The organism is Pseudomonas sp. SJZ079, assembly GCF_007993865.1.
Classification (GTDB): domain Bacteria; phylum Pseudomonadota; class Gammaproteobacteria; order Pseudomonadales; family Pseudomonadaceae; genus Aquipseudomonas.
Genome location: NZ_VIUH01000002.1, coordinates 415621 through 438276 on the forward strand (window position 1 = coordinate 415621; position 22656 = coordinate 438276).

Below are 22656 nucleotides of genomic sequence, written 5' to 3' on the forward strand. Positions count from 1 at the left end.
CCGTGCTCATGTAGGGCGAGTGCCCAGGCCCATGGCCTGGCGAGCGAACCAGCGCTTGGCCGGCGGCAGCACATCCAGGCCCAGCAGACCCAGACTACGCCCGGCGGCAAGCAACGGCGCGGAGGTGCTGAACAGCCGGGTCACCTGATCGGAGAAACCCACGGTAAGCTGCTGATCGGCCCGTTGGCGCTGCAGATAGGCTTGCAAGGTGGCGAAGTCACCGAGTGCGGCGCGGCTGTCGAGCAGGGTCGCGGCCAGCGCCAGGGTGTCGCGCAAGGACAGGTTGTAGCCTTGACCGGCTATCGGATGCAGGCTGTGCGCGGCGTTGCCGAGCACCACCAGATGGGGCCGCACCTGTTCCTGCGCCTCGATCAAGGCCAGCGGATAGAGATGCCGCGCGCCGACCTGGCGCAAGGCGCCGAGCCGGTAACCGAAGGCCTGCTGCAGCTCGTCGAGGAAACGCGCGTCATCCAGTACGCGCAAACGCTCGGCATCGGCGCTGCTGCGGGTCCAGACCAGGGCGCAGCGATTGTCCGGCAGCGGCAGCAGGGCCATGGGCCCGTCCTCGGTAAAGCGCTCGAAGGCCTGTCCGCGATGAGCCTCCTGCGCACTGACATTGGCGATCAGCGCGCTCTGCCCGTACTCGCGGTGCTGCACACCGATGCCCAGTTGCTCGCGCAAACCCGAGCGGCCGCCATCGGCGAGAATCGCCAGGTCGCAGTCCAGCGTGGACTCATCGTCCAGGGTCAGCCGATAACCGTCCGCCAGGGCCTGCATCTCGGTCACCTGGGCCGGGCTGCGCCAGTTGACCACCTGCCGATCCAGCGCCTGCCACAGGCACTGACCCAACCAGGCGTTCTCCACCACGTAGCCGAGCGCCGGCACCCCTTCGTCCTGGGCGCTCAGCCGCGCCGCGGCAAAACGACCACGGTCGGACACATGGATCTGCGCGATCGGCTCGGCACGCGGGGCGATCTGCTGCCACAGGCCGAGCCGTTGATAAATCTGCTGCGAGCCGTAGGACAGCGCGGTGGAGCGCGCATCGTAGCTCGGCTGATAACCCTCCCCCGGCGCGAAGGGCTCGATCAGGCAAATCTGCCAGCCCCGTGCCTTGGCGGCACCCTGCAACGCCAAGGCCAGGCTGGCGCCAACCAGACCACCGCCGATGATCGCGAGACTGACCCCTTGCATGGCGTCAGGCGACCTCGGCACGGGCGTCGAGCATCAGCGCTTCGATCTCGGCCACGGTCTTCGGCACGCCACTGCTGAGGATTTCACAGCCGGACTTGGTCACTATCACGTCATCTTCGATGCGTACGCCGATGCCGCGCCATTTCTTCGCCACGTCCGGGTTGTTCACCGCGATGTAGATGCCCGGCTCGACGGTCATGGCCATGCCGACTTCCAGTACCCGCCATTCGCCGCCGACCTTGTACTCGCCGACGTCGTGCACATCCATGCCCAGCCAGTGGCCGGCACGGTGCATGTAGAAGGCCTTGTAGGCCTCACTGGCGATCAACTCATCGACCTCGCCCTGCAGCAGGCCCAGCTCCACCAGCCCGGCGGTGATCACCCGCACCGTGGCCTCGTGGGCCTCGTTCCAGTGCTTACCGGGGGCAATTTCCTTGAACGCCGCCTCCTGGGAGGCCAGTACCAGTTCGTAAATAGCCTTCTGCTCAGGCGAAAACCGCCCGCTGACCGGGAAGGTGCGGGTGATGTCGCTGGCATAGCAGTCGATCTCGCAGCCGGCATCGATCAGCACCAGATCGCCGTCCTTGAGCAGTGCGTCGTTCTCGCGGTAATGCAGGATGCAGGCATTCTTGCCGGCCGCGACTATCGAGCCATAGGCCGGCATCTTCGCCCCGCCCTTGCGGAATTCGTAATCCAGTTCGGCTTCCAGGTGATATTCGTGCAGGCCGGCGCGGCTGGTCTGCATGGCGCGGACGTGGGCCTGCGCGGAGATCTGCGCGGCCTCGCGCATCACCTTGACCTCGTTGGCACTCTTGTACAGGCGCAGGTCATGCAGCAGATGGTCGAGGGCGACGAACTCGTTCGGTGGCTGCGCACCCTGCCGGGCCTTGGAGCGGATCACGTTGATCCAGTCCATCAGGTGGCGGTCGAACTCCTGATTGGTGCCCATGGCGTAATACACCCGCTCGCGGCCCTCGATGAGGCCGGGCAGGATGTCGTCGATATCGCCAATCGGGAAGGCATCGTCGGCGCCATACTGGCCGATCGCACCGTCCTGCCCGGCGCGCAAGCCGTCCCACAGCTCGCGCTCGGGATCGCGCTCACGGCAGAACAACACGTACTCGCCATGCTCGCGACCGGGAATCAACGCGATCACCGCCTCCGGCTCGGGGAAGCCGGAGAGGTACTGAAAATCGCTGTCCTGGCGATACACGTGCTCGACATCGCGGTTGCGGATGTACACCGGCGCGGCCGGCAGAATGGCGATGCTGTTGGGTTCCATCTGCGCCATCAGCGCCTTGCGCCGACGGGCGTATTCCGACTTGGGGATGCTGATCATGGGCAGTTCGAGTCCACTACTTGGTGCATGAAAAAATCAGTGCAGCGACGGCTTCGCGGTCGGAGCCAACGGCTTGGCGCACTCGCTGAACAGCAGCAGCGGCGCCACACGCAGGTATTCCATCACTTCCATATAGTCGTTCTCGCCGTCTTCCGACTCTTCCAAGGCATTCTGTACCTGGGCGATTGCCGACAGGTCCTGGAGCACCTCCATGGCCTCGGCGCTCAGGGCGCTGTCGCGGGCGGTGAGGCCGAAGCCACCGAGAAAACCCTGGCACCACTGGCCAAGCGCAACGGCACGCTCACTCAACGGTGCGTCATCGGTTGGCAACAACAGGACCACGGTGACCTCGTCGCCGGACAACTCGCCCTTGACCATCTCCTGCAAGCCGATCAGCGCCTGGCGTACCGTGTCTTGCGGCGCAGCGCCGAGCAGTTCGGCGGCATCCACCAGCCAAGCGTCGATCTCGAAGCCGGCGCCGGCGCAGCTGCGCCCGAGCAACAGACCATGCAGCTCGGCGGGAGAAACGGAGTGACCGCTGCTGGCGAGCAGGGTGGCGAAAGCGCTATAGGGGGAACTGGAAGTCGGCATAGATCACTAGGCGCCAGACGGCGCAATCACTAGAATGGAGGCCTCGTATCCTAGCACCGGCAGGCGCGCGAAGACCATCCAAGGCCGCCGAGCGCCTGTTGATGATCGACGCATGTGCAGTTCAAACGACGCTGGCCACAGGTAAATTGGCAAGCGAAGCCAGTTACACAGTGCAGCGCCGATGCAACAGGCGCCAAACACACTCCAAGGGTTTGACCTCGAGCGGGGACACGCCTATATATCCGGTCAACCCTTGCCTTAGCGAGCCCCCATGGAAGACGCCGATCTGCACGCCCTGACGACCAAGCTGGAGTTGCTGATCCAGCGCGTTGAGCAGCTGAAGGCCAACAACCGACTCCTCCTGGCGAATGAAAAGGCCTGGCGCGTCGAGCGCGCCCATCTGATCGAAAAGAACGAAATGGCCCGGCACAAGGTCGAATCGATGATTTCGCGCCTTAAAGCCCTGGAGCAGGACTAATGACCCAGACCAATACCGTCACCGTCCAGATTCTGGACAAAGAATATTGCATCGCCTGTCCGTCGGACGAACGCGCCAAACTGGAAAGCGCCGCGCGCTACCTGGATGGCAAAATGCGTGAGATCCGCAGCAGCGGCAAAGTCATCGGCGCCGACCGCGTGGCGGTGATGGCCGCCCTGAACATCACCCACGACCTGCTGCACAAACAGCAGCACTCGGACCAGCAGGCGACCGCGACCCGCGATCAGGTACACAGCCTGCTCGAACGTGTCGATCATGCCTTGGCCAACGACACCGATGACCAAGGCGTCTGATTGCAGCGCGGCGGTTTCGGGTATACTGGCCCCCGCTCCCTGGAGTGTGCGCCAGTTGGTGATGTCCCTGAGCCGATACGCACAAACCCGGGGGTTGCATGTTGGGGCCGGTGTGCATGTCCGCCTGACGGAAAGCCTTAACGCCTCCTGCAACCTCCACCTTGAACTTTCGGGTTCAAGGGCTAAACCGACAGCGGCACGTCGGGGAGTCACTTTTACTGACCTACTGCCCACCGCCGGCAGTAAGGCCGACGCCTGAACATGCTCGATTCCAGCGAACTGACCCGCCCCCAGCTGCGCCGCCAACTGCGGCAAACCCGTCGAGCGCTTGCCCCCCAGGCGCAACGCCAGGCGGCGCGAAGACTGTACCGACAACTGACGCAACACCCGCTGTTTCGCCGCGCCAAGCATATCGCCCTGTACCTGCCGAATGACGGTGAGATCGACCCGCGACCACTGCTGCGTGCCGCCCAACGTCGCGGCAAAGCCACTTACCTACCGGTACTCAACCCCTGGCCGCGGACCAAGATGGTGTTCCAGCGCGTTCGCCGTCATGAGGCCTTGAGGCCCAATCGTTTCGGTATCCTTGAGCCGCGCCACAACCGCACCCAGCAGCGTAAAGTCTGGGCCCTGGATTTAGTCCTGCTACCACTGGTCGGTTTCGACCGTTGCGGCGGACGCCTGGGTATGGGCGGTGGTTTTTATGATCGCAGCCTGGCGTATCGCGGCATGCGCAAAAATTGGCACAAACCAACACTCCTGGGCTTGGCGCATGAGTGCCAGCAGGTGGATCACCTGGCGCTGGCCAGTTGGGATGTGCCGCTCAAGGCGACCGTAACGGATAGCGCATGGTACTGAGATAGACAGTGGCGCCGCGATCCCTACGGCGCCTGGCGAACTCAGCTCAGCGCCTTAAGGCTGCCGGGATACGCTGACCGGCAGATCAGGCTGGTGATCCCACTGACTCTGGGTGTAACCCGTGGTAACCATGCCCAGGCTGAACAGAATGACTAATACCCACAACAGATCTGGCTTACGTTTCATGTGATGCCTCCCCCTTCGAGGCACACTGCGCACGGTGGACCGGCGGCGGTTATTTTTATAGGTGGTACGGTAGTGCTCTAGCGCAATGGCTGACATTGTCCGCCAACCGTCATGAGCCTGCAATTTTTGGCGCCAAGCGGTTGTCGTTCACCTGAGAGACTAGCAGCCCGCAACAAGGACACGCTTAATGGAGCAAAGTTCATGCCTTATTGGCTAATGAAATCAGAACCCGATGAACTGTCCATCCACGACCTGCAGCGCCTCGGCCAGACATGCTGGGATGGCGTGCGCAATTACCAGGCGCGCAACTTCATGCGTAGCATGCAAGCGGGCGAGCAGCTGTTCTTTTATCACTCCAGTTGTCCCGAGCCGGGCATCGCCGGGATTGCCCGTATCATCCGCGCGGCCTACCCCGACCCTAGCGCGCTCGACTCCGCCAGCCCTTACTTCGACGCCAAGGCCAGCAGCGAAAAGAACCCATGGAGCGCGGTCGACGTGGCGTTCGTCGAAACCTTCAAGCAACTGATTCCCCTGGCCGAGCTGAAGGCGCAAAGCGCCTTGCTGGAATTGCCGCTGGTGCACAAAGGCAGCCGCCTGTCGGTGATGCCGGTCAGCGCCGAAGAGTGGGCAGCGATCCTCGCCCTGCGTTGAACCGGCTCTGGCCCTGAGAACCGGCACTGTGCTATGAGGTAGGCGAACCCTCAGGAACCCGCCTATGCAGCAGCGTTCTCAGTCCCTCTGGCCAGCTCGCATGGCGCTCATGGCATTTTTACTGGTGCTCTGCGTGGCCAGCTTATTACTGTGGCAACAACTGCTGGCCACGCAACAGGAGCGCATCGGCGAGCGCGTGAGCTACCAAGCCAGCAGCCTGGCGCGACAGCTCGAGGCCAGCCTGAATGATCAGGTCGATGGGTTGCGCCGGATCGCCCAGCTGTGGAACCAGCGCGGCCGCATCCCCAAGGACGAGTGGACGCTCGATAGCCAGTTCTCCCTCAGCCACTTCAAGAGCTACCAAGCCATCCAGTGGCTCGGCGCCGACCTGCACATGCGCTGGATAGAGCCGCTGCACGGTAACGAAGCCGCACAACGCGTCCACCTGACCCCGGCGCACCCCAACTTCAACCTGGCCATGCAGGCCAAGGCCAGTGGTGAGGCGCGCTTCTCCGACAGTTTCGCCCTGATTCAGGGCGGTCGCGGCTTTATCCTCTACACCCCGCTGTATATTCGCGACGCGCTGGATGAGCAGGTATTCGACGGCTTTCTCCAGGGCGTATTTCGCGTCGAGCCACTGATGGATGAACTGCTCGCCAATCTGGACAGCCGCGAGTTCAGCGCCTACTTGCTGGAAGCCGGCCAACCGATCTACAGCCGCGAACAGGCCGACGCCCTCGACACCTGGCAACAGCAAGTGCCGCTCCACCTGCTGAACAACCAGAACTTCGCCTTGCGCCTCAAGCCGAGCGAGCGTCTGGTACAGGCGCTGACGACACCACTCCCAGAGTTCGTGCTCGGCGCCAGCTTGACCATCAGCCTGTTGCTGGTCGCCGCTCTCGCTCTGGCCCTGGAAAACGCCCGTCGCGCCGGCGCCCTGCAAACCAGCAACCTGCAGCTGAACGAAGAAGTCGAGCAACGCGAACAGGTCGAGCAGGTCCTGCGTGACAGCCGCGAACGCTTGCAACTGGTACTCGATCTGACCGACTCCAGTCAGGACGGCCTGTTCATCATCGACCCGCACACGCGTGACATCCTGCACATGAATCAGGCCACCTACGGCAGTCTGGGTTATAGCGCCGAGACCTTCCAAGAGCTGCTCAAACACGACCCCGAACAACTTCTGCCAGGTTTCAACGGCTGGCTTGAAGGCGTACGCCAAGCTCACCAGGACGACCTGTCGATGATTTTCCAGCGGCAAATGCGCCGCCGTGATGGCAGCAAACAAGCCGCGGAGATCAGCGCACAACTGGTGGTCCGCAACGGCCATGAATATTTGATCGGGGTTACCCGCGACAACATCGAGCGCCTGCGATTGGAAGCCCAACTGCAGGCGCTATCGCAACAGGATGGCCTGACCGGCCTGTACAACCGGCGCTACTTCGACAATCAACTCGACAGCGAGTGGCGTCGATTACGCCGCCAGGGAGCACCACTGACCTTGTTGATGCTGGATATCGACCACTTCAAGGCCTACAACGACCAATTCGGCCACCTGGCCGGCGACGACGCGCTACGCCGTCTCGCCCAGGTCCTGCAAGGTTGTTTACAGCGCGAAGGCGACGTCGCCTGCCGTTATGGCGGCGAAGAGTTCGCCATCATCCTGGCCAATACCGACCTTGACGGCGGTGGCCACGTTGCCGAGCAAGTGCACCAGCAATTGGCCGACCTGCAGATCGCCCACAGCGCCAGCCCACTCGGGCGCTTGACGCTGAGCATCGGCCTGGCCTGCGCCACCCCCAACCTACAAGAGCAGCCGCACAGCCTGATCGCCCACAGCGACAAGGCGCTCTACCAAGCCAAGCGCGAGGGGCGCAATCGGACCTGCGTGTGGCGCCCGGCCTAGGCGCCTGTCGGACTTAGCGCTGCCCTACTGCCGACGGTCAACTCCGACAGGCGCCTAGCGCTGCAGGATCAAGTTGTTGAACAACAGATCATCCACCAAGGGTTTGCCCTCCTCTTGAGTGAGCACCGCCTGCACCTGCTTTAGCGCTTCCTGGCGTAGGGTTTCCTTGGCGTTCGGTGCGTTCAGCGCCTCCTCCGTCTGCTGGGCGAAGAGCATCACCAACTGATTTCTGATCAACGGTTCGTGATACTGAACCTTGCTCTCGGCCTCGCTACCGCTGACCCGCAGCGCGATATCGGCCTTGTAGAACTTGAGCTTGGGCCCGGCGCCGAAGTTGCCGACCAACGCCGGCACCAGGTTGTAGTAGGCAACTTGCGGAGCCGCCTCCTCGCCTTCTTTCGGTTCTTCCTCCTGAGCCTGGGCGGCAAAGGGCATCGATAAGGCCAGCAGTAGAACGATCCAGGTTTTCACGTAAGCAGTTCCTCGACAGAGAGAGCGCTAGCATAGCCATTGGCACGCCTGTACCCAAGCCCGATGCTTATACGGCTCTATCAGGCGCGGCCATGCTCGTTGACCGGTCTCGCCGCCCACCTAAACTGCGGGGTCATAACCGCGAGAGGATAGCCCCGATGAAAGCCGTGTTGTGCAAAGCCTTCGGCCCCGCCGAAACCCTGGTCCTGGAAGAAAGCGCCAACCCCGAAGTGAAGAAGAACGAAATCCTTCTCGAGGTGCACGCCGCCGGAGTCAACTTTCCGGACACCCTGATCATCGAGGGCAAATACCAGTTCAAGCCACCGTTCCCCTTCTCCCCCGGTGGTGAGGCGGCCGGCGTAGTGGCTGCAGTCGGTGAGCAGGTCAGTCACGTCAAGGTCGGCGAGCGGGTGATGGCCCTCACCGGCTGGGGCAGCTTCGCCGAACAGGTCGCCGTCGCCGGCTATAACGTCATGCCGATCCCCGCCCACATGGACTTCGTCAGCGCCGCCGCCTTCGGCATGACCTACGGCACCTCGATGCACGCACTCAAGCAACGCGCCAACCTGCAGCCGGGCGAGACGTTGCTGGTCCTGGGCGCATCCGGAGGCGTCGGCCTGGCCGCAGTGGAAATCGGCAAGGCCATGGGCGCCAAGGTGATCGCTGCGGCAAGCAGCGCCGAAAAGCTCGAAGTCGCCAAGGCTGCGGGTGCCGATGAACTGATCAACTACAACGAACAGAGCCTGAAGGACGAGGTGAAACGCCTCACCGGCGGCCAGGGCGCGGACGTGATCTACGATCCGGTCGGCGGCGACCTGTTCGACCAGGCCATCCGCGCTATCGCCTGGAACGGCCGGCTGCTGGTGGTGGGCTTCGCCAGCGGGCGCATCCCCGAGCTGCCGGTAAACCTCGCCTTGCTCAAGGGCGCGGCGGTGGTCGGCGTATTCTGGGGCTCGTTCGCCCAGCGCCAGCCACAGGACAACCTGGCCAATTTTCAGCAGTTGTTTGCCTGGCATGCCGCCGGCCAGCTCAAACCCCTGGTCTCCCAGGTGTTTCCACTGGAACGAACTGCCGAGGCGATCAACGCACTCGGTCAACGCAAGGCGGTCGGCAAGGTGGTGGTGCAAGTCCGCTAAACGGAGCGTCGAGCCGTCCTCGGGCGGCTCGACACACCGGACAAGCTGTCCCTTCGGCCACTGGTGGGCCCTCTGTTGCGGGTCGATACTGTCTTACTCCCCCATCGACAGGAGACACCCATGTACTGCGTGACTGTGATCTACCCCAGCGCCGAAGATGGCCACTTCGATTTCGATTACTACCGCAACCAGCACATTCCGCACATCCTCAAACTGCTCGGCGACAATGTGCAGCGCGTTGAACTGCGCCGAGGCATACAAGCGGTGGATGGCGCTCCGGCGCCCTTCCACTGCCTGCTCAACGCCCACATTCGCTCGGCCGAGCAGTTCCAGAGCGTCATGGCCGCCAATGCCGACTGGGTCGCCAACGACATCCCGCGCTACACCAACCTGCAGCCGATAATCCAGATCGACGAGATTCTTTAGGCAGCCCGCCGGCTCCAATCATCTCCAGCCGAGCGGCCGGCAAAGCCGCTCGGCTGCTCCGCTGCAGACTCGACACGCCAACTCCCCCCGCTACGCCCACACTCCGAATCTCGGCGATACAGGCCTGAGCACCGCACAACCTGCCAGAAAATCTTCGGCCACGGCGCTCCGCGCGATGAAGCCACACTGCTTTCCGGAGCATGTCCATATTTATTTATCTATAACTAAATAAATTGGCTACCATTGTGGCACCCGTCAAGAAATTGCAATGAACGCCATGAAAAATACCGCCCCACCGTCCAAGCGTGGACGCCCGCGACAGTTCGATCGGGAGCAGGCCCTGCACAAAGCCCTGAATTTGTTCTGGAGCCATGGCTACGAAGGCACGTCGATTGCCGAACTGGTCGAGGCGCTGGGAATCGCACCACCCAGCCTATACGCCGCATTCGGCTCCAAGGAGCAACTGTTCCTCGAGGCCCTCGGCCTGTACCTACAAGGGCCAGGTAATTTCGTCGCCCGCGCCCTGGCCGAAGAGCCCAGCGGCCAAGGCTTTGCACGCCGCGTACTGCTGGACGCGGCGCGCGAGTTCACCAACGGCAGCCACCCACCCGGCTGCATGATCGCCACCGGCCTGGTGGCCAGCGCCAGCGCGCATCAGCAACTCGCCCAGGAACTCGCCACCTTGCGTTCGCGCACCCGCGAGGTGCTGGCCCTGCGCTTCGACCAGGCCCAGGTGCTCGGCGAATTGCCGCCGAGCAGCCAGCCGGTGGCCATGGCCCGTTTCTATTCCGCGATCATCCAGGGCATGGCCGTGCAGGCCCGCGATGGCGCCAATGAAAGCGCCCTCACCGAGATTGCCGAACAAGCCCTCAGCCTCTGGCCCAGCACAGCCGCCTAGGCGCCTGCCTGACTTGCCCCCGCAACGAGGGAGAGTCCGACGAGGCTCGGTTTTGCTGAGCTGTTGAGGCGGGTAGTGCGCTACCTCACGAGAAAGAACGGCCAATCTGGCTTTCCGCAGTTAGACGGCACTGAGTCCGACGACTCCTAGGGTCTGTTGCCGTTTCATTGCGAGCCGCGTTGCCGCGAGAAATGGCCCCCGTTTAGGCGCAGGACGCAGGTAATGGTCATTCCCTTGCCAAGTCCTGCAACAACAGCGGGGGCCATTTCCCGCGCAACCCGAAGGGCCGGGCCTGTTTTTGCGCGATGCGGCGTTTCTCGTCGCTCATTTGGAACAACCAAACCGCGCTCCTAGTGCCTTGCCTCGCGCAAAAACAAGCTACGGCGCGGCCTCGAATGAAACGGCAACAGACCCTAGTACCTGTCGGCCGGCAGACGTTAGGTCGTGAAATACCCTGCAATGTACAGCCCCTCCCCAAGTAATTAATTTAGTGATCGCTAGGTAAAGCGCATCGGCACGCCTAACCACAGGTGCATCCAGCTCGCTTCGAGACCACAAACGAAGCCGGCAAGGCACCTGCGTCCCACTGACTGCCATACCACTGACGGTTAAACAGAATATTGCTTGGGCAAGGCCCTCGAGGGATTGAGCTATGTCGGTTAACAGAATGGTTATCGTTGGGGATCGCTTCGAACAATTCGCCGGGAACCAGCAGGTGCTGACCATCAGTGCCGCCGAAACACTGCTCGCGCAAAACCAGGTGGATCACAATGTGCGCCTACTGCTGGGCCAGGGCGTATCGGCCAGTCGCCTGGAAAGCCTGATCAGCCTGGCGGAAAACCAGAAAAAGCGTTCACTGCTGGCGTTCAACCGTCCCGAGAAAGCCGGACGCGGCCACGCCCATAAACACGACCCGCGCAACAGCATGATCAGCATGCCGCGCCGCGTCGGCCCCAACAGCTTTCTTCTGGATGTATGGCTCGACGACGAGTGCGCCGACCTCAGCGACCATATGACCGGTCAGCACATTCAAGGCATGGTCTTGCTGGAAGCCACCCGCCAGGCGTTTCTCGCGGTTACCGAAGAGTTCTACCTCAAGGACGACCCCGCCAGCAGCTACTTCGTGATCAACCAGATGGACAGCGAATACCTGCAGTTCGTCTTCCCCTTGCCGATCAGCATCCTCTATGAAGTAGAGGAACACGAGCCGGGTAAGCGCAACAGCCACCGCTTCCAGGTGCGCATGTCGGTGATCCAGAACGAGAAGATCTGCTGCGTGGTGAAGACCCGCTTCTCCACCTACCACGACAGCTTTATCAGCGCCAAGGAAGAGGGCATGGCCGTAACGGCACTGCAACACGAGCTCTATGCGGAGGTTCAGCATGAAAAGCGGGCCTGAAAGCGGACGCAGCTGCGCCTTTTTCGATGTCGATGGCACCCTGATCAGCATCAAGAGCATGTTCAGCTTCCTCGAGTTTCTGATCGGCGAACTGCGCATCGGCGAGTCAGAGCGGGTCAAGGAATACCGGGCCCAGCTGCAGCAGATGATCGCAGAGGACGCACCGCGCGAAGCGATCAACCGCTTCTACTACAGCCTCTACGCCGGCCTGGATGTGGAACTGGTGGCGCGTCTCGGGCAGCAGTGGTATCGCTTGGTGCGCAGCCGCAAGGACTTGTTCTATCCCCGCATGCTTGAGGAGATCCGCCGCCATCAACAACAAGGGGTGCGCATCGTGCTGGTGTCCGGCTCGTTTCGCGCGATTCTTCAGCCTCTGGCCGATGAGCTGGGCATCGACGACCTGATCGCCGCCCCACTGGCCGTGCAACAGGGCTGCTACACCGGGGAGCTCACCGGCCTTCCCACCATCGGCCAGGGTAAAGCCGCAGGCATTCTCGCCTATGCCCTTGAGCACCCCATCGACACGGCGGACTGCTACGCCTATGGCGACGATATTTCTGACATTCCGATGTTGGAAAGCGTGGGTAATCCCACCACGGTCAACCCCGATGCCACCCTGCGCAGCATCTGTCAGCAACGGCGCTGGCCGATCATCGAAGCTGCCTGAGCAGCCGTGCATCGCCACGGCGTCCTCGGACGTCGTGGCCACTTCTCTCTGCCGTGCGCCCCGGAATGCCGGGCCCAACCGCCTTGTCGGGCGGCAACACCCTGCGTCTTGGTCTGCTGACTACCTGTACGAGGGAACAGTGATGCGTCGCCGCGCGGCGCTATAGCCTTAATCCAGTCTTGGTAAGCGCGCCCTATGGCGCACCCGTCAATGGCCACAGCGCTGGCCCCACGTTGAGAGAGCAAAATCATGAAAAGGATGTTGGCAGGCAAAATGGTTCCCGCGGTCGGCCTCGGCTGCATGGGCATGAGCGAGTTTTACGGCGAGACCGACGACGCACAGTCCCTGGCCACCCTGGAAGCCGCTCTGGACCTGGGCTACCGCCACTTCGACACCTCCGACATGTATGGCAGCGGGCACAATGAAGAGCTGCTCGGCAAGTTCATCAAACGCATCGGCGCCAAACGCCAGGACGTGCTGATAGCGAGCAAGTTCGGCATCTACCGCGACCCGAGCGACAAATACCAGCTGCTGATCGAGGGTTCGCGCGACTACGTGAAGAAGGCCTGCGAGGCCTCGCTGAAACGTCTCAATGTCGAGCAGATCGACCTGTATTACGTGCATCGTCGCGATCCCAACACCCCTATCGAGGAGACCGTCGGCGCCCTCGCCGAGCTGGTCAGGGAAGGCAAGATCGGCGCCATCGGCCTGTCTGAAATGTCCCCCGAAACCCTGCGCAAGGCGCAAGCGGTGCACCCCATCGCCGCACTACAAAGCGAGTATTCGCTGTGGTCGCGCGACCTCGAGCAGACCATGCTGCCGGTCTGCGAGCAGCTCGGCATAGCCTTGGTCGCCTACAGCCCGCTGGGCCGTGGCTTCCTCACCGGCAAGCTGGACAAAACCCAGATCCAGCAATCCGACGCCGCCGCCGACTTCCGCGCCAAGCTGCCACGTTTCCAAGGCGAGAACTTCGACCACAACCTGGAGCTGGTCAAGACCCTGGAAAAAATGAGCGCCGAACTGGGCTGCTCCACTGCGCAACTGGCCCTGGCCTGGCTGTTGGACCAATACACCAACCTGCACGTGATCCCCGGTACCAAGCGCATCACCTACCTGCAGGGCAACTTCTCGGCCCAGGACGTCCAGCTCGACGCCGCGGCCTCGGCCATGCTCGGCAAGATCTTCGACCCGTCGGCCATCGCCGGCAAACGCTACCCCGACGCCATTCTCCAAGGCACCAATCTCTGACCAGGCAGCACCAGCTGGGCTGTTCGCAGCCCGGCTGATCGGTGCCACGCCCCAGCATGGAAACTTGCGCGATGAAACAGGACGTATTGATCGTCGGCGGCGGCCCCACCGGCATGACCCTGGCGCTGCAACTGCACCGCTATGGCGTACCCTTTCGCATCATCGAGAAACGCCGGCCAGAACCCTCGCCCTCCAAGGCACTGAGCATCAACCCGGCCTCGCTGCAGCTGCTCAATGACTTCGGCCTGGCCGAGTCCCTGGTCGAATTGGGCCACAAGACCGAAGTCATCAACCTGCTGTATCACAACCGCGCGCTGACGCGCTCACGCTTCAGCCGCTTGCAGCACAAATACCCGTTCTTCCTGATGCTGCCGCAGCCGGAAACCGAACGCGTGCTGGAAGATCGGCTCAACGCCCTGGGTTACCAGATCGAACGCGACTGCGAACTGCTCGGCCTGGACCAGCACAACGACCGGGTGCGCGTGACCCTGCGCAATGGCGCCCGGCAGGACACCGCCGAATTCGCCTACGTCGCCGGCTGCGATGGCGGCCTGAGCAAGGTGCGCGAGTCGCTGGGCCTGAGTTTCGCAGGCTACGACTACCGCATGCACTTTCTCCTCGCCGACCTGCGTATTCGCTGGCCGGGCCGCCAGGAGGAAGGTCACTACTTCGTCCGCGACGATGGCTTTCTGATCCTCCTGCCACTGAAGAGCGGCTACCACCGCATCGTGATCAAGGCCGAAGCCGAGTGCCCGCCGGGCTATAAACCCAGCCTGGAAGAAATGCGCGCCTACATCGCCCGCTACCAGATCGAAGGCCTGCAGGTCGAAGACCCCATCTGGTTGTCCAGCGCGCCGTTCTACAACCGCAGTGCGCCGACCTTCCAGCAGGGCCGGGTGTTTATCGCCGGCGACGCCGCGCACCTGTTCAGCCCCATCGGTGGCTTCGGCATGAACTCGGGAATCGCCGACGCCTTCAACCTCGGCTGGAAGCTCGGCTACTGCCTCAATGGCTGCGGCAGCGACGCGCTGCTCGACAGTTACAACGCCGAGCGTCACCTCAACAGCGCAAAACTGCTCGGCAAGACCGACCGCTCCACCTCGCTGATCGCGCGCCTGGATCGCCACCAGAGCAGCGACGAGCAGGCCTTCCTGCCGCGCATGCACAACCGCGACTTCCTGCGTCTGTTCCCCTGGGAGTCTTCCGGCCTGAACCTGGCCTATGGCCCGGCAGACGCCCCGCCGTTGCCCGGCCAGGCGTTGCAGCCCGGGCGCCAACTGCCCTATGTCGCCGACAACGGCGTCGGTGGCGACAGCCTGGCACTGCTCGGCGGCGGTCGTCACAGCCTGTTTCTGGTACCGCCGCGTGATGCCGCCGGCCTACACGCCTGCCTGGCGCTGATCGCTCAAGTGCAACAGGTCTGCCAGGACCGCATCCGCGTGCGCCTGCTCACCGACGCCAGCCATGATCGCCTGGCCCTACCCAGCGAACTCTGCCTGCGTGACGAGCGACAACACCTGCGCCACGCCTACGCCTTGGCCGAGGGCGACTTCGTATTGGTGCGGCCTGACCTGTACGTCGCCCAGAGCGGCCAACTGCAGCACAGCGCCACACTGTGGGACCGGCTGCAGCGCCTGCATGGTTTCACTGCGGCGCAACCCTCTGCGCGCCTGGCCGGTTGAACGGAGTTGTCGATGAACCTCCCCCTTCTCCGCCCTCTGGGCCAGATCGAAACCGCCATGGCCGGCCTGCACGAGCAGGCCGGCACCACCCAGACCAGTAGCTTGCTGAGTCTCGACGGCCCGCTGGATGCAGCGCTGCTGCGCGCTGCCGCGGCGTTACTGTGGCAGCGCCACCCATTGCTGCAAGCCAGCATCCAGGAAGACGGCGAAGGCCTGTACTACGCCCACAACGCACGCCTGGATGACCTGCCGATTCGCAGCCTGACGCTGCCCGACATCGGCGATACCCTGGCGCAACTGGAACAGGAGCTCAACTGCCCACTCGACCCCAGCCGCGGCCTGTGGAAACTGGCCCTGCTCAGCGAGCCCGGGCAGCATCAGCACCACCTGCTGCTGACCTGCCATCACGCCATCGTCGACGCGCTCAGCCTGACTCTGCTGCTCGGCGAACTGCTGCAGTTTTGTCAGGCGCTGCTGCACGGATCAGCAACACCACCGGACCTCAGCACGCTGGCGCCGGCCCTGGAGCACTTCCTCGGCGCACCCGGCCCAGCCCCGCTGCCCAGCCACCTGCCGGCGCCGGCTTACCAGCAGCGGGTTCCGCTGGAACAACGGCGCACCCGTGTGCAGGTCCTCAGCCTGGCCACACCCCAACTGCAACGCCTACAGCGCGAGGCCCGCGCTGCAGGCCTGAGCCTCAACGCGCTGCTCGGCGGCGCCTTGCTGCAAGCCTGCGAGGCCATTGGCCTGGGTCAGCAGATCCGCCTGAACAGTGCGATTTCACTGCGCCAACGCGCGGCCCAGCCCATCGCCAACGACCAACTCGGCTGCTACATCGGCGTGGTCGGCTGCGACTTGCAAGTGGACGGACGCTCCCTGCTGGCCTTGGCCCTGGATTACCAACGGCAATTGCAGCTGGCCTTGCAGCGCGCCGATCGGGCCAATCCCGGCGTCAGCCTGATGCAGGTGCGCCAACGCTGCGCCCAGTTAGTCCAGGCCGAGGCCTTCGTGCAGGGTATCGCCCTGACCAACCACGGCCGCATCGAACTGCCGGAGACACCGGCCTTCGTGCTGCACGACTACCTCAACGTGGCCTGTCGCAGCGCCGGCAACTTTGCCGTGGCGGTGCATGCCACCACCTTCGCCGAACGACTCAATCTCAGTTTCACCTACGTCACTCCGCTGATCGAAACCGCGCGCATCGTCGCGCTGAGCGAGCACCTGCAGCACTGCTTGCTGACGTTCGGCGCCCGCCAGGAAGAACTCTGCCATGCACATTAATTACCTGCCCCTCGCCGCCGGCCGGCTGCGCTACCTGGACAATCAAGGCAATGGTCCGCTGCTGCTGTTCTGTCACGGCAATTCCTCGGCCGCCGAAGCCTTCAGCGCGCAGTTCGAGGCGCTGGGCGAACGCTACCGGATCATTGCCCTGGATTTCCTCGGCCACGGCGGCTCGGAGCCTGCGCGCAATCCCCAACAGGCCTACAGCTTCGCCGGCTTCGCCCAGTCGTTGGTCGATGCCGTCGAGCTGCTCGGCCTGGATCGGTACTTCGTCATCGGCCACAGCCTCGGCGGGCATGCCGCCCTCGAGGCCCTGCCGCGCCTGCATGGCCTGCAGGGCTTGGTGCTGGTGGCCGCGCCGCCGTTCAACGCCAACACGGCCGGGCAGACCTTCAGCCCGGACCCGAGCGAGGGTCTGGTGTTCCAGGCCGAACTGGACCTGCAGCAGGTCGGCCGCCTGGCCGCCGCCTTCGTCAACCCCGCGCGCCTGTCGGCGCCCCTGTTGGCCCAGGTCGAAGCCGGTATCCACGCCACCGACCCGCAAGTGCGCAGCCAGCTGGGCGCCTGCCTCGGCGCCGGGGGCTTCGCCGACGAGTGCCAGCTGCTGCGTGACAGCGCGGTGCCGACCTTGCTGCTGCAAGGTCAGGCCGATGGTTTCATCGATTGGCAGTATTGCGCGGCCGCCGACAGCTTCGCCGGCTGCAACCTGAGCGTCGGCCTGTTCGAGGATTGCGGACACAACCCGCACCTCGAGCAACCGCAGCGCTTCAACGACCTGCTCGACAGTTTCGTCGCGCACACATTAAGGAAAATGTCATGAAAGCCATGGTCATCAAGCGTTTTGGCCCTGCGGATGTCTTCGAGGAAATGGAGCTCCCCACCCCGCAAGTCGGCGCCCGGCAAGTGCTGGTAAAAGTCGAGGCGACGGCGGTCAACCCCCTGGACTTCAAGCTGCGCCGCGGCGATCTGCCGGGTTTTACCCATGATTTTCCGGCCGTGTTGCACAGCGACTTCGCCGGTACCCTGGTGGAGGTCGGTCCAGGCGTCAGCGACTTCAAGGTGGGTGACCGGGTGTTTGGTTGCGCCGGTGGCGTACGCGGTCGCCAAGGCGCGCTGGCCGAATACATGCTGGCCGATGCCGCATTGATCGCACGCCAACCGAGCCGGATCAGCGCGGCCGAAGCGGCCACCTTGCCGCTGGTGGCCATCACCGCCTGGGAAGGCCTGATCGACCGCGTGGAGATTCGTCCGGGTCAGCGCGTACTGGTGCATGCCGGCACGGGCGGGGTTGGCCATGTCGCCGCGCAACTGGCCAAATGGCGCGGCGCGCAGGTGTTCACCACGGTCAGCTCGGCGAAAAAGGCCGAGCTGTCGCGCCTGTACGGCGCCGACGTGACCATCAACTACCGCGAGCAGAGTGTCACCGACTACGTGCAGAGCTGCACCCAGGGTGAAGGCTTCGATGTAGTGGTCGATACCGTCGGCGGCGACGTGCTGCAGAACAGCCTGGAGGCCACCAAGGTCGGTGGCCACGTGATCACCACCCTGGCCATGGGCAACCTCGACATCACTCAGGCCTGGGCACGCAAGTTGTCGCTGCATTGCGTGAACATGTCCTGGCCGATGGCCAGTGGCGTGGGCATGGAGCACCACGGCTTCATTCTGCGCGAGGTGGCGCGCCTGGTCGATGAAGGGCTGCTGTCGCCGCTGCTCGATCCGCAGCGCTTCAGCTTCGCCGAAGTCAGCCTGGCCCACACCCACGCCGAAGCCGGCGCTGCGCTGGGTAAGGTGAGCATCAGCCGCGCATAAGCCCCCTGGCAGCAAGGAAGCTGAGCATGTCCAGTACCCGCCCCCTTTCGCCAGCCTTGGCGCTGAATATCAGCGCCTACCTGTTGTGGGCTTCGGCCGCGCTGCTGTTCAAGCAACTCGAGCACCTGCCCGCGTGGCTGGTCCTGGTGCAGCGGATTCTCTGGTCCTTGCTGTTCTGCGGGTTGATCCTGCTGCTCTACCGCGGCCGGGCCGCGTTGGCCGAGTTGGGCGCCCTGTTGCGCACACCTCGGCAGCTGGTCTGGCTGCCGCTGAGCAGCCTGTTGATCGCCAGCAACTGGTTCATGGTGATCTGGGCGGTGGGTGCCGGCCGGCTGCAGGACGCCAGCCTGGGCTACTACCTCGCCCCGGCGCTGAGCCTGTTGCTGGCCAAGCGCCTGTTTCACGAACCCTGGCGCGCTGGCGAGCCGCTCTGCCTCGGTCTCTGCGTGCTCGGCGCCAGCTTGATCGCCCTGGCCGGCGGACTGCAGCACGTGCCCTGGATCGGCCTGCTGATCGCGCTGACCTTCGCCCTCTACAGTGCGTTGAAGAAAGCCGTGGGCATGCCGCCGCTCGCGGGTCTGACCCTGGAAACCGCAGTGGCAGCCATCCCCGCGACCCTCTACCTGCTGATTGAAACTGAGCAAAGCGCCGCCCTCTCCGGTGGCGACCTGCAGTGGCTGGTGGCCATCGGCCTGGTGACCACCTTGCCCATGCTGTTCTACGTGATGTCCCTGCGCCATCTGCCGTTGACCACCGTGGGTAACCTGCAGTACCTCAACCCCAGTTTGATGTTTCTTCTCGCCGTGCTGGTTTTCCAGGAAAACCTGAACGCTTTGAAACTAGCCGGCTTCAGCCTGATCTGGGCCGCCCTACTGTACCAACTGCTCAAGCCCACCCCTCCCGAGGCAGCCGTATCGCCTGCAAAAAAACTCAGTCATCCGGAACACTGATATGCACGCGTATTCCCCAGACCCCGCACGCATCAACGCCCCGCCTCACCTCTGCGACTGGAACCGGCTGGCCCTGATGCCGAGTTTTTCCGGTGTCGTCGCGCATGCTTTCGAGGCCCTGGTGCATAGCTGCAGCAGCCAGGAAGAAGTGACCCAGGGACTCAATGCCATGGCCCAGAGCAGGGTCACCGACGTACTGCTGAGCCTCGAGCAATCTGCGGCCTCCCAGGAGCTGTTGCACCTGTTGCAGCGCCACCAGGCCCCAGTACGCATCTGGTTCAACCTGCCGACGTCGCCGAATTGGCAGGCACAGCAACTGCTCGACCTGACGGCCGGCCACCCCCATTGCGGGCTGAACCTGCAGGTGGATCTGGCCGGCTGCGCGGTTAACCAGCTACACCGCGAACTGGAGCGGCTCGTGAGCGTTTGCCACCTCGGCAGACGCCTCGGCTGGCCCCTGCGGCTGACCCTGAGCCGCATCGCCACCGCCTCGCAGGAACAGTTGCAGCTGTGCCAGAGCTTCGCCCTGCAGCAGCAGTTCGCCCGCCTGACGCTGAGCGACGAGGCCTCGCAGCTGACCGACCTGGGCGTACGCAATATCTTTGCCGCACTCCGGGCCCTAGCCCCGAACAGGGTCAACGACGCGCCACAGCTGGAGTTCCTCGCCGGCAATGCCCACGGCCAGGGCCTGGCCAATGTCATCGCCGCCTTAAAGAGTGGCGCCCGTTATATCCATTGCAGCTTGGCCGGCTGCCTCGAACAGGATCAACCGCCACCTCTGGTCGCCGTGCTCGAGCAATTTGCCCTGCCCGCCGCACAACAGGCCGGCTTGAATCGCTACCGGGATTTCCTCAGTCAGCGCGACGGTTTGGCCTACCGCAGCCTCGACGCTAGCGCCAAGCCGCACCATGGCTTGGTCGCGCCTGCCGACAACCCGAGTGCTGCAGCCCCGCGTAGCGATAACCTGCGTTTTGTCTTCCGCGTAAGCAGCGACGACTGGCATGTGCGTCTGTGCATAGAAGTCGGCGACACCGAGCTGGACCTGGGCGAGCGGGTGCACCATTACCTGCTGCTGTTACTGGCGCGCGAGTACTGCCAGCAGCAACAGACGCTTATCCAGCGCCAGGATCTGCAACCCAGCGAAGTCGACCCTCTCAGCCTCGGCTGGCTGGAACGCGAAGAGCTACATCGGATGATTGGCGACAACGAGGCGCAATTCAACGTGAAGCTGTGCCGGGCGGTGAAACAGATCGGCCATGCCTTGCAGTCGGTCGGACTCGACAGCTTCAAACCCATTTCCACCCGCGTCGGCAGCATCCGCCTGAACGCGGCCAATTTCCTGATTTTCAAGGATTCTAAACTGCAACTCGAGGTACGCGACTGGTCGCAACTGCCCCTCGAGCCAGGCCTGTGAAGCCTCTCCCGGGCTTTCTGCAACGGGCTGAAAGCCCCTGAAATAGTCGGCTGCAGCAGGGGAATTTACTATCGATTTGCAACACCTCTATGTGCATCCCTAGCCGCCAGAGCATTAAGGACAACTTGTGAACAGACCTTTGCGCGCCGCCTTATTAATCTCCGCACTCAGTGCGTCCTGCCTGGCCCAGGCCGACAACAGCACGGCTGAGCAGAAGCACGCGATTAAAGACCTCGGCCAGCTCGGCTCGATCAGCGCGAGCATGATCAAGCAAAGCGCCTATTTCGAGGCCAACCAGGTGGTTCGGCGTTTTTTCCTGTGCATCCCCGAAGCCTCCAACCATAAGTTGGAACCCGGCGTGCTCGAGGACGTGGAAAAATGCTTCGACGAAACCGTCGACGAGAACATTGAAATCGATATCGGCGGCAAGCGCTCCCGCGGCCGCGCGGCCGCACTGGCCATCGCCACCCAGGGCCTGGCCAGCATTCGCCAGAACGCCATCTTCTCCCTCTCGGCGCCCTATATCAGCCAGTACCAGAGCGGTCGCCGGGTGGGCACCGGCAGTATTGCGCTGAACTTCAACGTGCTGGTGCACCAGGAAATCACCTCGCTGTCCAGCGAGCCGCAACCCTTCGACCCCACACCAGGCCCGCAGCTGTTCGTCAGCAACAACACCTTGGGGCTGATGGCCTCGGCCCCTGGAGAATGGAAAATCACCCTGCTGAAAGTCAACCCACTGCTGACTCAACTCAGCCCCAATATCGTCTTCAACTCGCCGTTCCCGAACTACCCGATCAACCCGCGGCACGTGCAGTAAGGCCACGGCTCACCTCACCAGCGCGAAGGCGACGGTCTGCCAGACCGTCGCCTTACTCCGCGCCAAGCCCCCTCGCCAGCTGCCCTTTCAGACAGCTGCCGGTACACCGCCCCTCTCCTACAGTGCCCTCTCCAATCGCCACATTTCGAGAGGCCTGGGCTATGCGCGAAAGCCGTCCCATCACCCCGCAGTTGACCCTGGGTCGAGCGTTGCCCAACCTGCAAGCGTTTCAGCGTCTGCGTGAGGCCGTGTTCGCTCGCGAACTGCGCTGGGTACGCGAGAGTGCCGCGGGTCTGGAACGCGACGGCTTCGACGCCGACAGCGTGCATGTCGCCGTCAGTCATGGCTGGCATGCCGCCGGCTATCTGCGCATCACTCCGCAAGGTGCGCCCTGGATGCTGCAACAGTGCTTCGCTTTCCTGCTCGACCCACACCAGCAGCCAGCGGTGTGCTGCAACAGCATGGAAGTCTCGCGCCTGGCCGTCGCGCGCGAATACCGTGGACGGCGAATGCTCGGCCGCTTCGGTGTATTCGACCTGCTGATCAAGGGGTTGGTGCAGCACTCGCAACAGAACGCGGTGCGCTATTGGTGGGTAGTGGTGGCCGAGCCGATTTATCGCCTGCTGTTGAGCAAAGGCCTGCCCTGTAGTCGACTGGGGCCGATCGTACGGATGCCCGACGGCGTAGAAACCCTGGCCGTACGCATCGACCTGCAGGCCTTCCTCAACTACGCCGACCCCTTCTATAGCGATCAACCGTTGCAGGCGCTCGGCTAGTGTTCTGTCCCGCTAATACGCGAACAAAGTCGATGCAACTTTTCGAGGATTGAATCGGCGGTGGCGGTCCACTGGAAAGGTTTGCAGTTTTGGTTGTACGAGACGACGAAGTGATCAATGCGCTGAACCAGTTGCTTGACGCTGGTGAAGGAGCCGCGGCGGATGGCT

24 protein-coding genes, 1 other RNA gene and 1 pseudogene are annotated in these 22656 nt (G+C 63.3%); 20 read left to right on the plus strand and 6 right to left on the minus strand.

From position 1 onward, the window contains the following. Positions 1 to 6: 6 nt before the first annotated feature. Genes ubiH through FBY03_RS04020 form a run of 3 tightly spaced genes read right to left on the minus strand, consistent with a single transcriptional unit; the run spans position 7 to position 3121 of the window. Positions 7 to 1191, minus strand: coding sequence for a 2-octaprenyl-6-methoxyphenyl hydroxylase (gene ubiH, locus FBY03_RS04010; protein WP_147170899.1), 1185 nt, complete (start codon positions 1189 to 1191; stop codon positions 7 to 9). A 4-nt stretch (positions 1192 to 1195) separates the two neighbouring features. Further along, positions 1196 to 2530: a Xaa-Pro aminopeptidase gene (pepP, locus tag FBY03_RS04015; RefSeq protein WP_147170900.1), complete on the minus strand. Its 1335-nt coding sequence runs from the start codon at positions 2528 to 2530 to the stop codon at positions 1196 to 1198. Positions 2531 to 2566: 36 nt separating this feature from the next. Then, the gene (locus FBY03_RS04020; protein ID WP_147170901.1) at positions 2567 to 3121 is read right to left on the minus strand and encodes a YecA family protein; all 555 of its coding nucleotides are present in this window, start codon (positions 3119 to 3121) and stop codon (positions 2567 to 2569) included. Between the two features lie 271 nt (positions 3122 to 3392). Between FBY03_RS04020 and FBY03_RS04025 the strand changes: the two genes are divergently transcribed. The 4 genes from FBY03_RS04025 (at position 3393) to FBY03_RS04040 (ending at position 4771) form a co-directional block, all read left to right on the plus strand. Further along, positions 3393 to 3599 (plus strand): TIGR02449 family protein, encoded by a 207-nt coding sequence (locus tag FBY03_RS04025; RefSeq protein WP_147170902.1) that lies wholly within the window; start codon positions 3393 to 3395, stop codon positions 3597 to 3599. Next, positions 3599 to 3913: a cell division protein ZapA gene (locus FBY03_RS04030; protein WP_147170903.1), complete on the plus strand. Its 315-nt coding sequence runs from the start codon at positions 3599 to 3601 to the stop codon at positions 3911 to 3913. Before FBY03_RS04025 ends, FBY03_RS04030 begins: the two co-directional genes overlap by 1 nt. Positions 3914 to 3946: 33 nt before the next feature. Next, positions 3947 to 4125: non-coding RNA, 6S RNA (ssrS, locus tag FBY03_RS04035), on the plus strand. Between the two features lie 49 nt (positions 4126 to 4174). Next, positions 4175 to 4771 carry a 5-formyltetrahydrofolate cyclo-ligase gene (locus FBY03_RS04040; RefSeq protein WP_147170904.1) on the plus strand — a complete coding sequence of 199 codons (597 nt, stop codon included), beginning with the start codon at positions 4175 to 4177 and terminating at the stop codon, positions 4769 to 4771. Positions 4772 to 4825: 54 nt separating this feature from the next. Here the strand turns inward: FBY03_RS04040 and FBY03_RS23170 are convergent, their stop codons facing one another. Further along, positions 4826 to 4957, minus strand: coding sequence for a hypothetical protein (locus FBY03_RS23170; protein ID WP_256677856.1), 132 nt, complete (start codon positions 4955 to 4957; stop codon positions 4826 to 4828). Between the two features lie 201 nt (positions 4958 to 5158). On the opposite strand from FBY03_RS23170, the gene FBY03_RS04045 reads away from it, so the two are divergent. Next, positions 5159 to 5608: an EVE domain-containing protein gene (locus tag FBY03_RS04045; protein WP_147170905.1), complete on the plus strand. Its 450-nt coding sequence runs from the start codon at positions 5159 to 5161 to the stop codon at positions 5606 to 5608. A 64-nt stretch (positions 5609 to 5672) separates the two neighbouring features. Next, the gene (locus FBY03_RS04050; RefSeq protein WP_147170906.1) at positions 5673 to 7514 is read left to right on the plus strand and encodes a diguanylate cyclase domain-containing protein; all 1842 of its coding nucleotides are present in this window, start codon (positions 5673 to 5675) and stop codon (positions 7512 to 7514) included. Positions 7515 to 7568: 54 nt separating this feature from the next. On the opposite strand, the gene FBY03_RS04055 is transcribed toward FBY03_RS04050, so the two are convergent. Beyond that, the gene (locus FBY03_RS04055; protein WP_371920750.1) at positions 7569 to 7949 is read right to left on the minus strand and encodes a flagellar basal body-associated FliL family protein; all 381 of its coding nucleotides are present in this window, start codon (positions 7947 to 7949) and stop codon (positions 7569 to 7571) included. 194 nt (positions 7950 to 8143) lie between these two features. Between FBY03_RS04055 and FBY03_RS04060 the strand changes: the two genes are divergently transcribed. The 14 genes from FBY03_RS04060 (at position 8144) to FBY03_RS04125 (ending at position 22488) form a co-directional block, all read left to right on the plus strand. Beyond that, the gene (locus tag FBY03_RS04060; RefSeq protein WP_147170908.1) at positions 8144 to 9121 is read left to right on the plus strand and encodes an NADPH:quinone oxidoreductase family protein; all 978 of its coding nucleotides are present in this window, start codon (positions 8144 to 8146) and stop codon (positions 9119 to 9121) included. A gap of 120 nt (positions 9122 to 9241) precedes the next feature. After that, positions 9242 to 9547 (plus strand): EthD family reductase, encoded by a 306-nt coding sequence (locus tag FBY03_RS04065; protein WP_147170909.1) that lies wholly within the window; start codon positions 9242 to 9244, stop codon positions 9545 to 9547. Positions 9548 to 9815: 268 nt separating this feature from the next. After that, entirely contained in the window at positions 9816 to 10445 is a 630-nt protein-coding gene (locus FBY03_RS04070; protein WP_147170910.1) for a TetR/AcrR family transcriptional regulator, read from the plus strand. 652 nt (positions 10446 to 11097) lie between these two features. Next, a complete protein-coding gene (locus FBY03_RS04075; RefSeq protein ID WP_147170911.1) occupies positions 11098 to 11844 on the plus strand; it encodes an AfsA-related hotdog domain-containing protein in 747 nt (248 codons plus the stop codon). Further along, a complete protein-coding gene (locus tag FBY03_RS04080; protein WP_178090547.1) occupies positions 11828 to 12511 on the plus strand; it encodes an HAD family phosphatase in 684 nt (227 codons plus the stop codon). Before FBY03_RS04075 ends, FBY03_RS04080 begins: the two co-directional genes overlap by 17 nt. A 249-nt stretch (positions 12512 to 12760) precedes the next feature. Beyond that, positions 12761 to 13759, plus strand: coding sequence for an aldo/keto reductase (locus FBY03_RS04085; RefSeq protein WP_147170913.1), 999 nt, complete (start codon positions 12761 to 12763; stop codon positions 13757 to 13759). A gap of 71 nt (positions 13760 to 13830) precedes the next feature. Next, the gene (locus tag FBY03_RS04090) at positions 13831 to 15441 is read left to right on the plus strand and encodes an FAD-dependent monooxygenase (protein ID WP_178090548.1); all 1611 of its coding nucleotides are present in this window, start codon (positions 13831 to 13833) and stop codon (positions 15439 to 15441) included. A gap of 12 nt (positions 15442 to 15453) precedes the next feature. Next, positions 15454 to 16722, plus strand: coding sequence for a condensation domain-containing protein (locus FBY03_RS04095; RefSeq protein WP_147170915.1), 1269 nt, complete (start codon positions 15454 to 15456; stop codon positions 16720 to 16722). Then, on the plus strand, positions 16712 to 17542 hold the full coding sequence (locus FBY03_RS04100; protein ID WP_147170916.1) for an alpha/beta fold hydrolase: 831 nt from the start codon (positions 16712 to 16714) through the stop codon (positions 17540 to 17542). The genes FBY03_RS04095 and FBY03_RS04100 overlap by 11 nt, the downstream gene beginning before the upstream one ends. Beyond that, positions 17539 to 18531: a zinc-dependent alcohol dehydrogenase family protein gene (locus tag FBY03_RS04105; RefSeq protein WP_147170917.1), complete on the plus strand. Its 993-nt coding sequence runs from the start codon at positions 17539 to 17541 to the stop codon at positions 18529 to 18531. The genes FBY03_RS04100 and FBY03_RS04105 overlap by 4 nt, the downstream gene beginning before the upstream one ends. A gap of 26 nt (positions 18532 to 18557) precedes the next feature. Next, a complete protein-coding gene (rarD, locus tag FBY03_RS04110; RefSeq protein ID WP_147170918.1) occupies positions 18558 to 19481 on the plus strand; it encodes an EamA family transporter RarD in 924 nt (307 codons plus the stop codon). Between the two features lies 1 nt (position 19482). Beyond that, complete coding sequence (locus FBY03_RS04115) at positions 19483 to 20895, plus strand: hypothetical protein (protein WP_147170919.1); 1413 nt, start codon at positions 19483 to 19485, stop codon at positions 20893 to 20895. A 127-nt stretch (positions 20896 to 21022) separates the two neighbouring features. Further along, the gene (locus tag FBY03_RS04120) at positions 21023 to 21712 is read left to right on the plus strand and encodes a hypothetical protein (RefSeq protein ID WP_147170920.1); all 690 of its coding nucleotides are present in this window, start codon (positions 21023 to 21025) and stop codon (positions 21710 to 21712) included. Between the two features lie 161 nt (positions 21713 to 21873). Then, complete coding sequence (locus FBY03_RS04125; RefSeq protein ID WP_178090550.1) at positions 21874 to 22488, plus strand: acyl-homoserine-lactone synthase; 615 nt, start codon at positions 21874 to 21876, stop codon at positions 22486 to 22488. Here the strand turns inward: FBY03_RS04125 and FBY03_RS04130 are convergent. Then, a pseudogene (locus FBY03_RS04130) lies at positions 22485 to 22656 on the minus strand (IS630 family transposase); the annotation flags it as partial. The gene FBY03_RS04125 and the pseudogene FBY03_RS04130 sit on opposite strands and share 4 nt — an antisense overlap.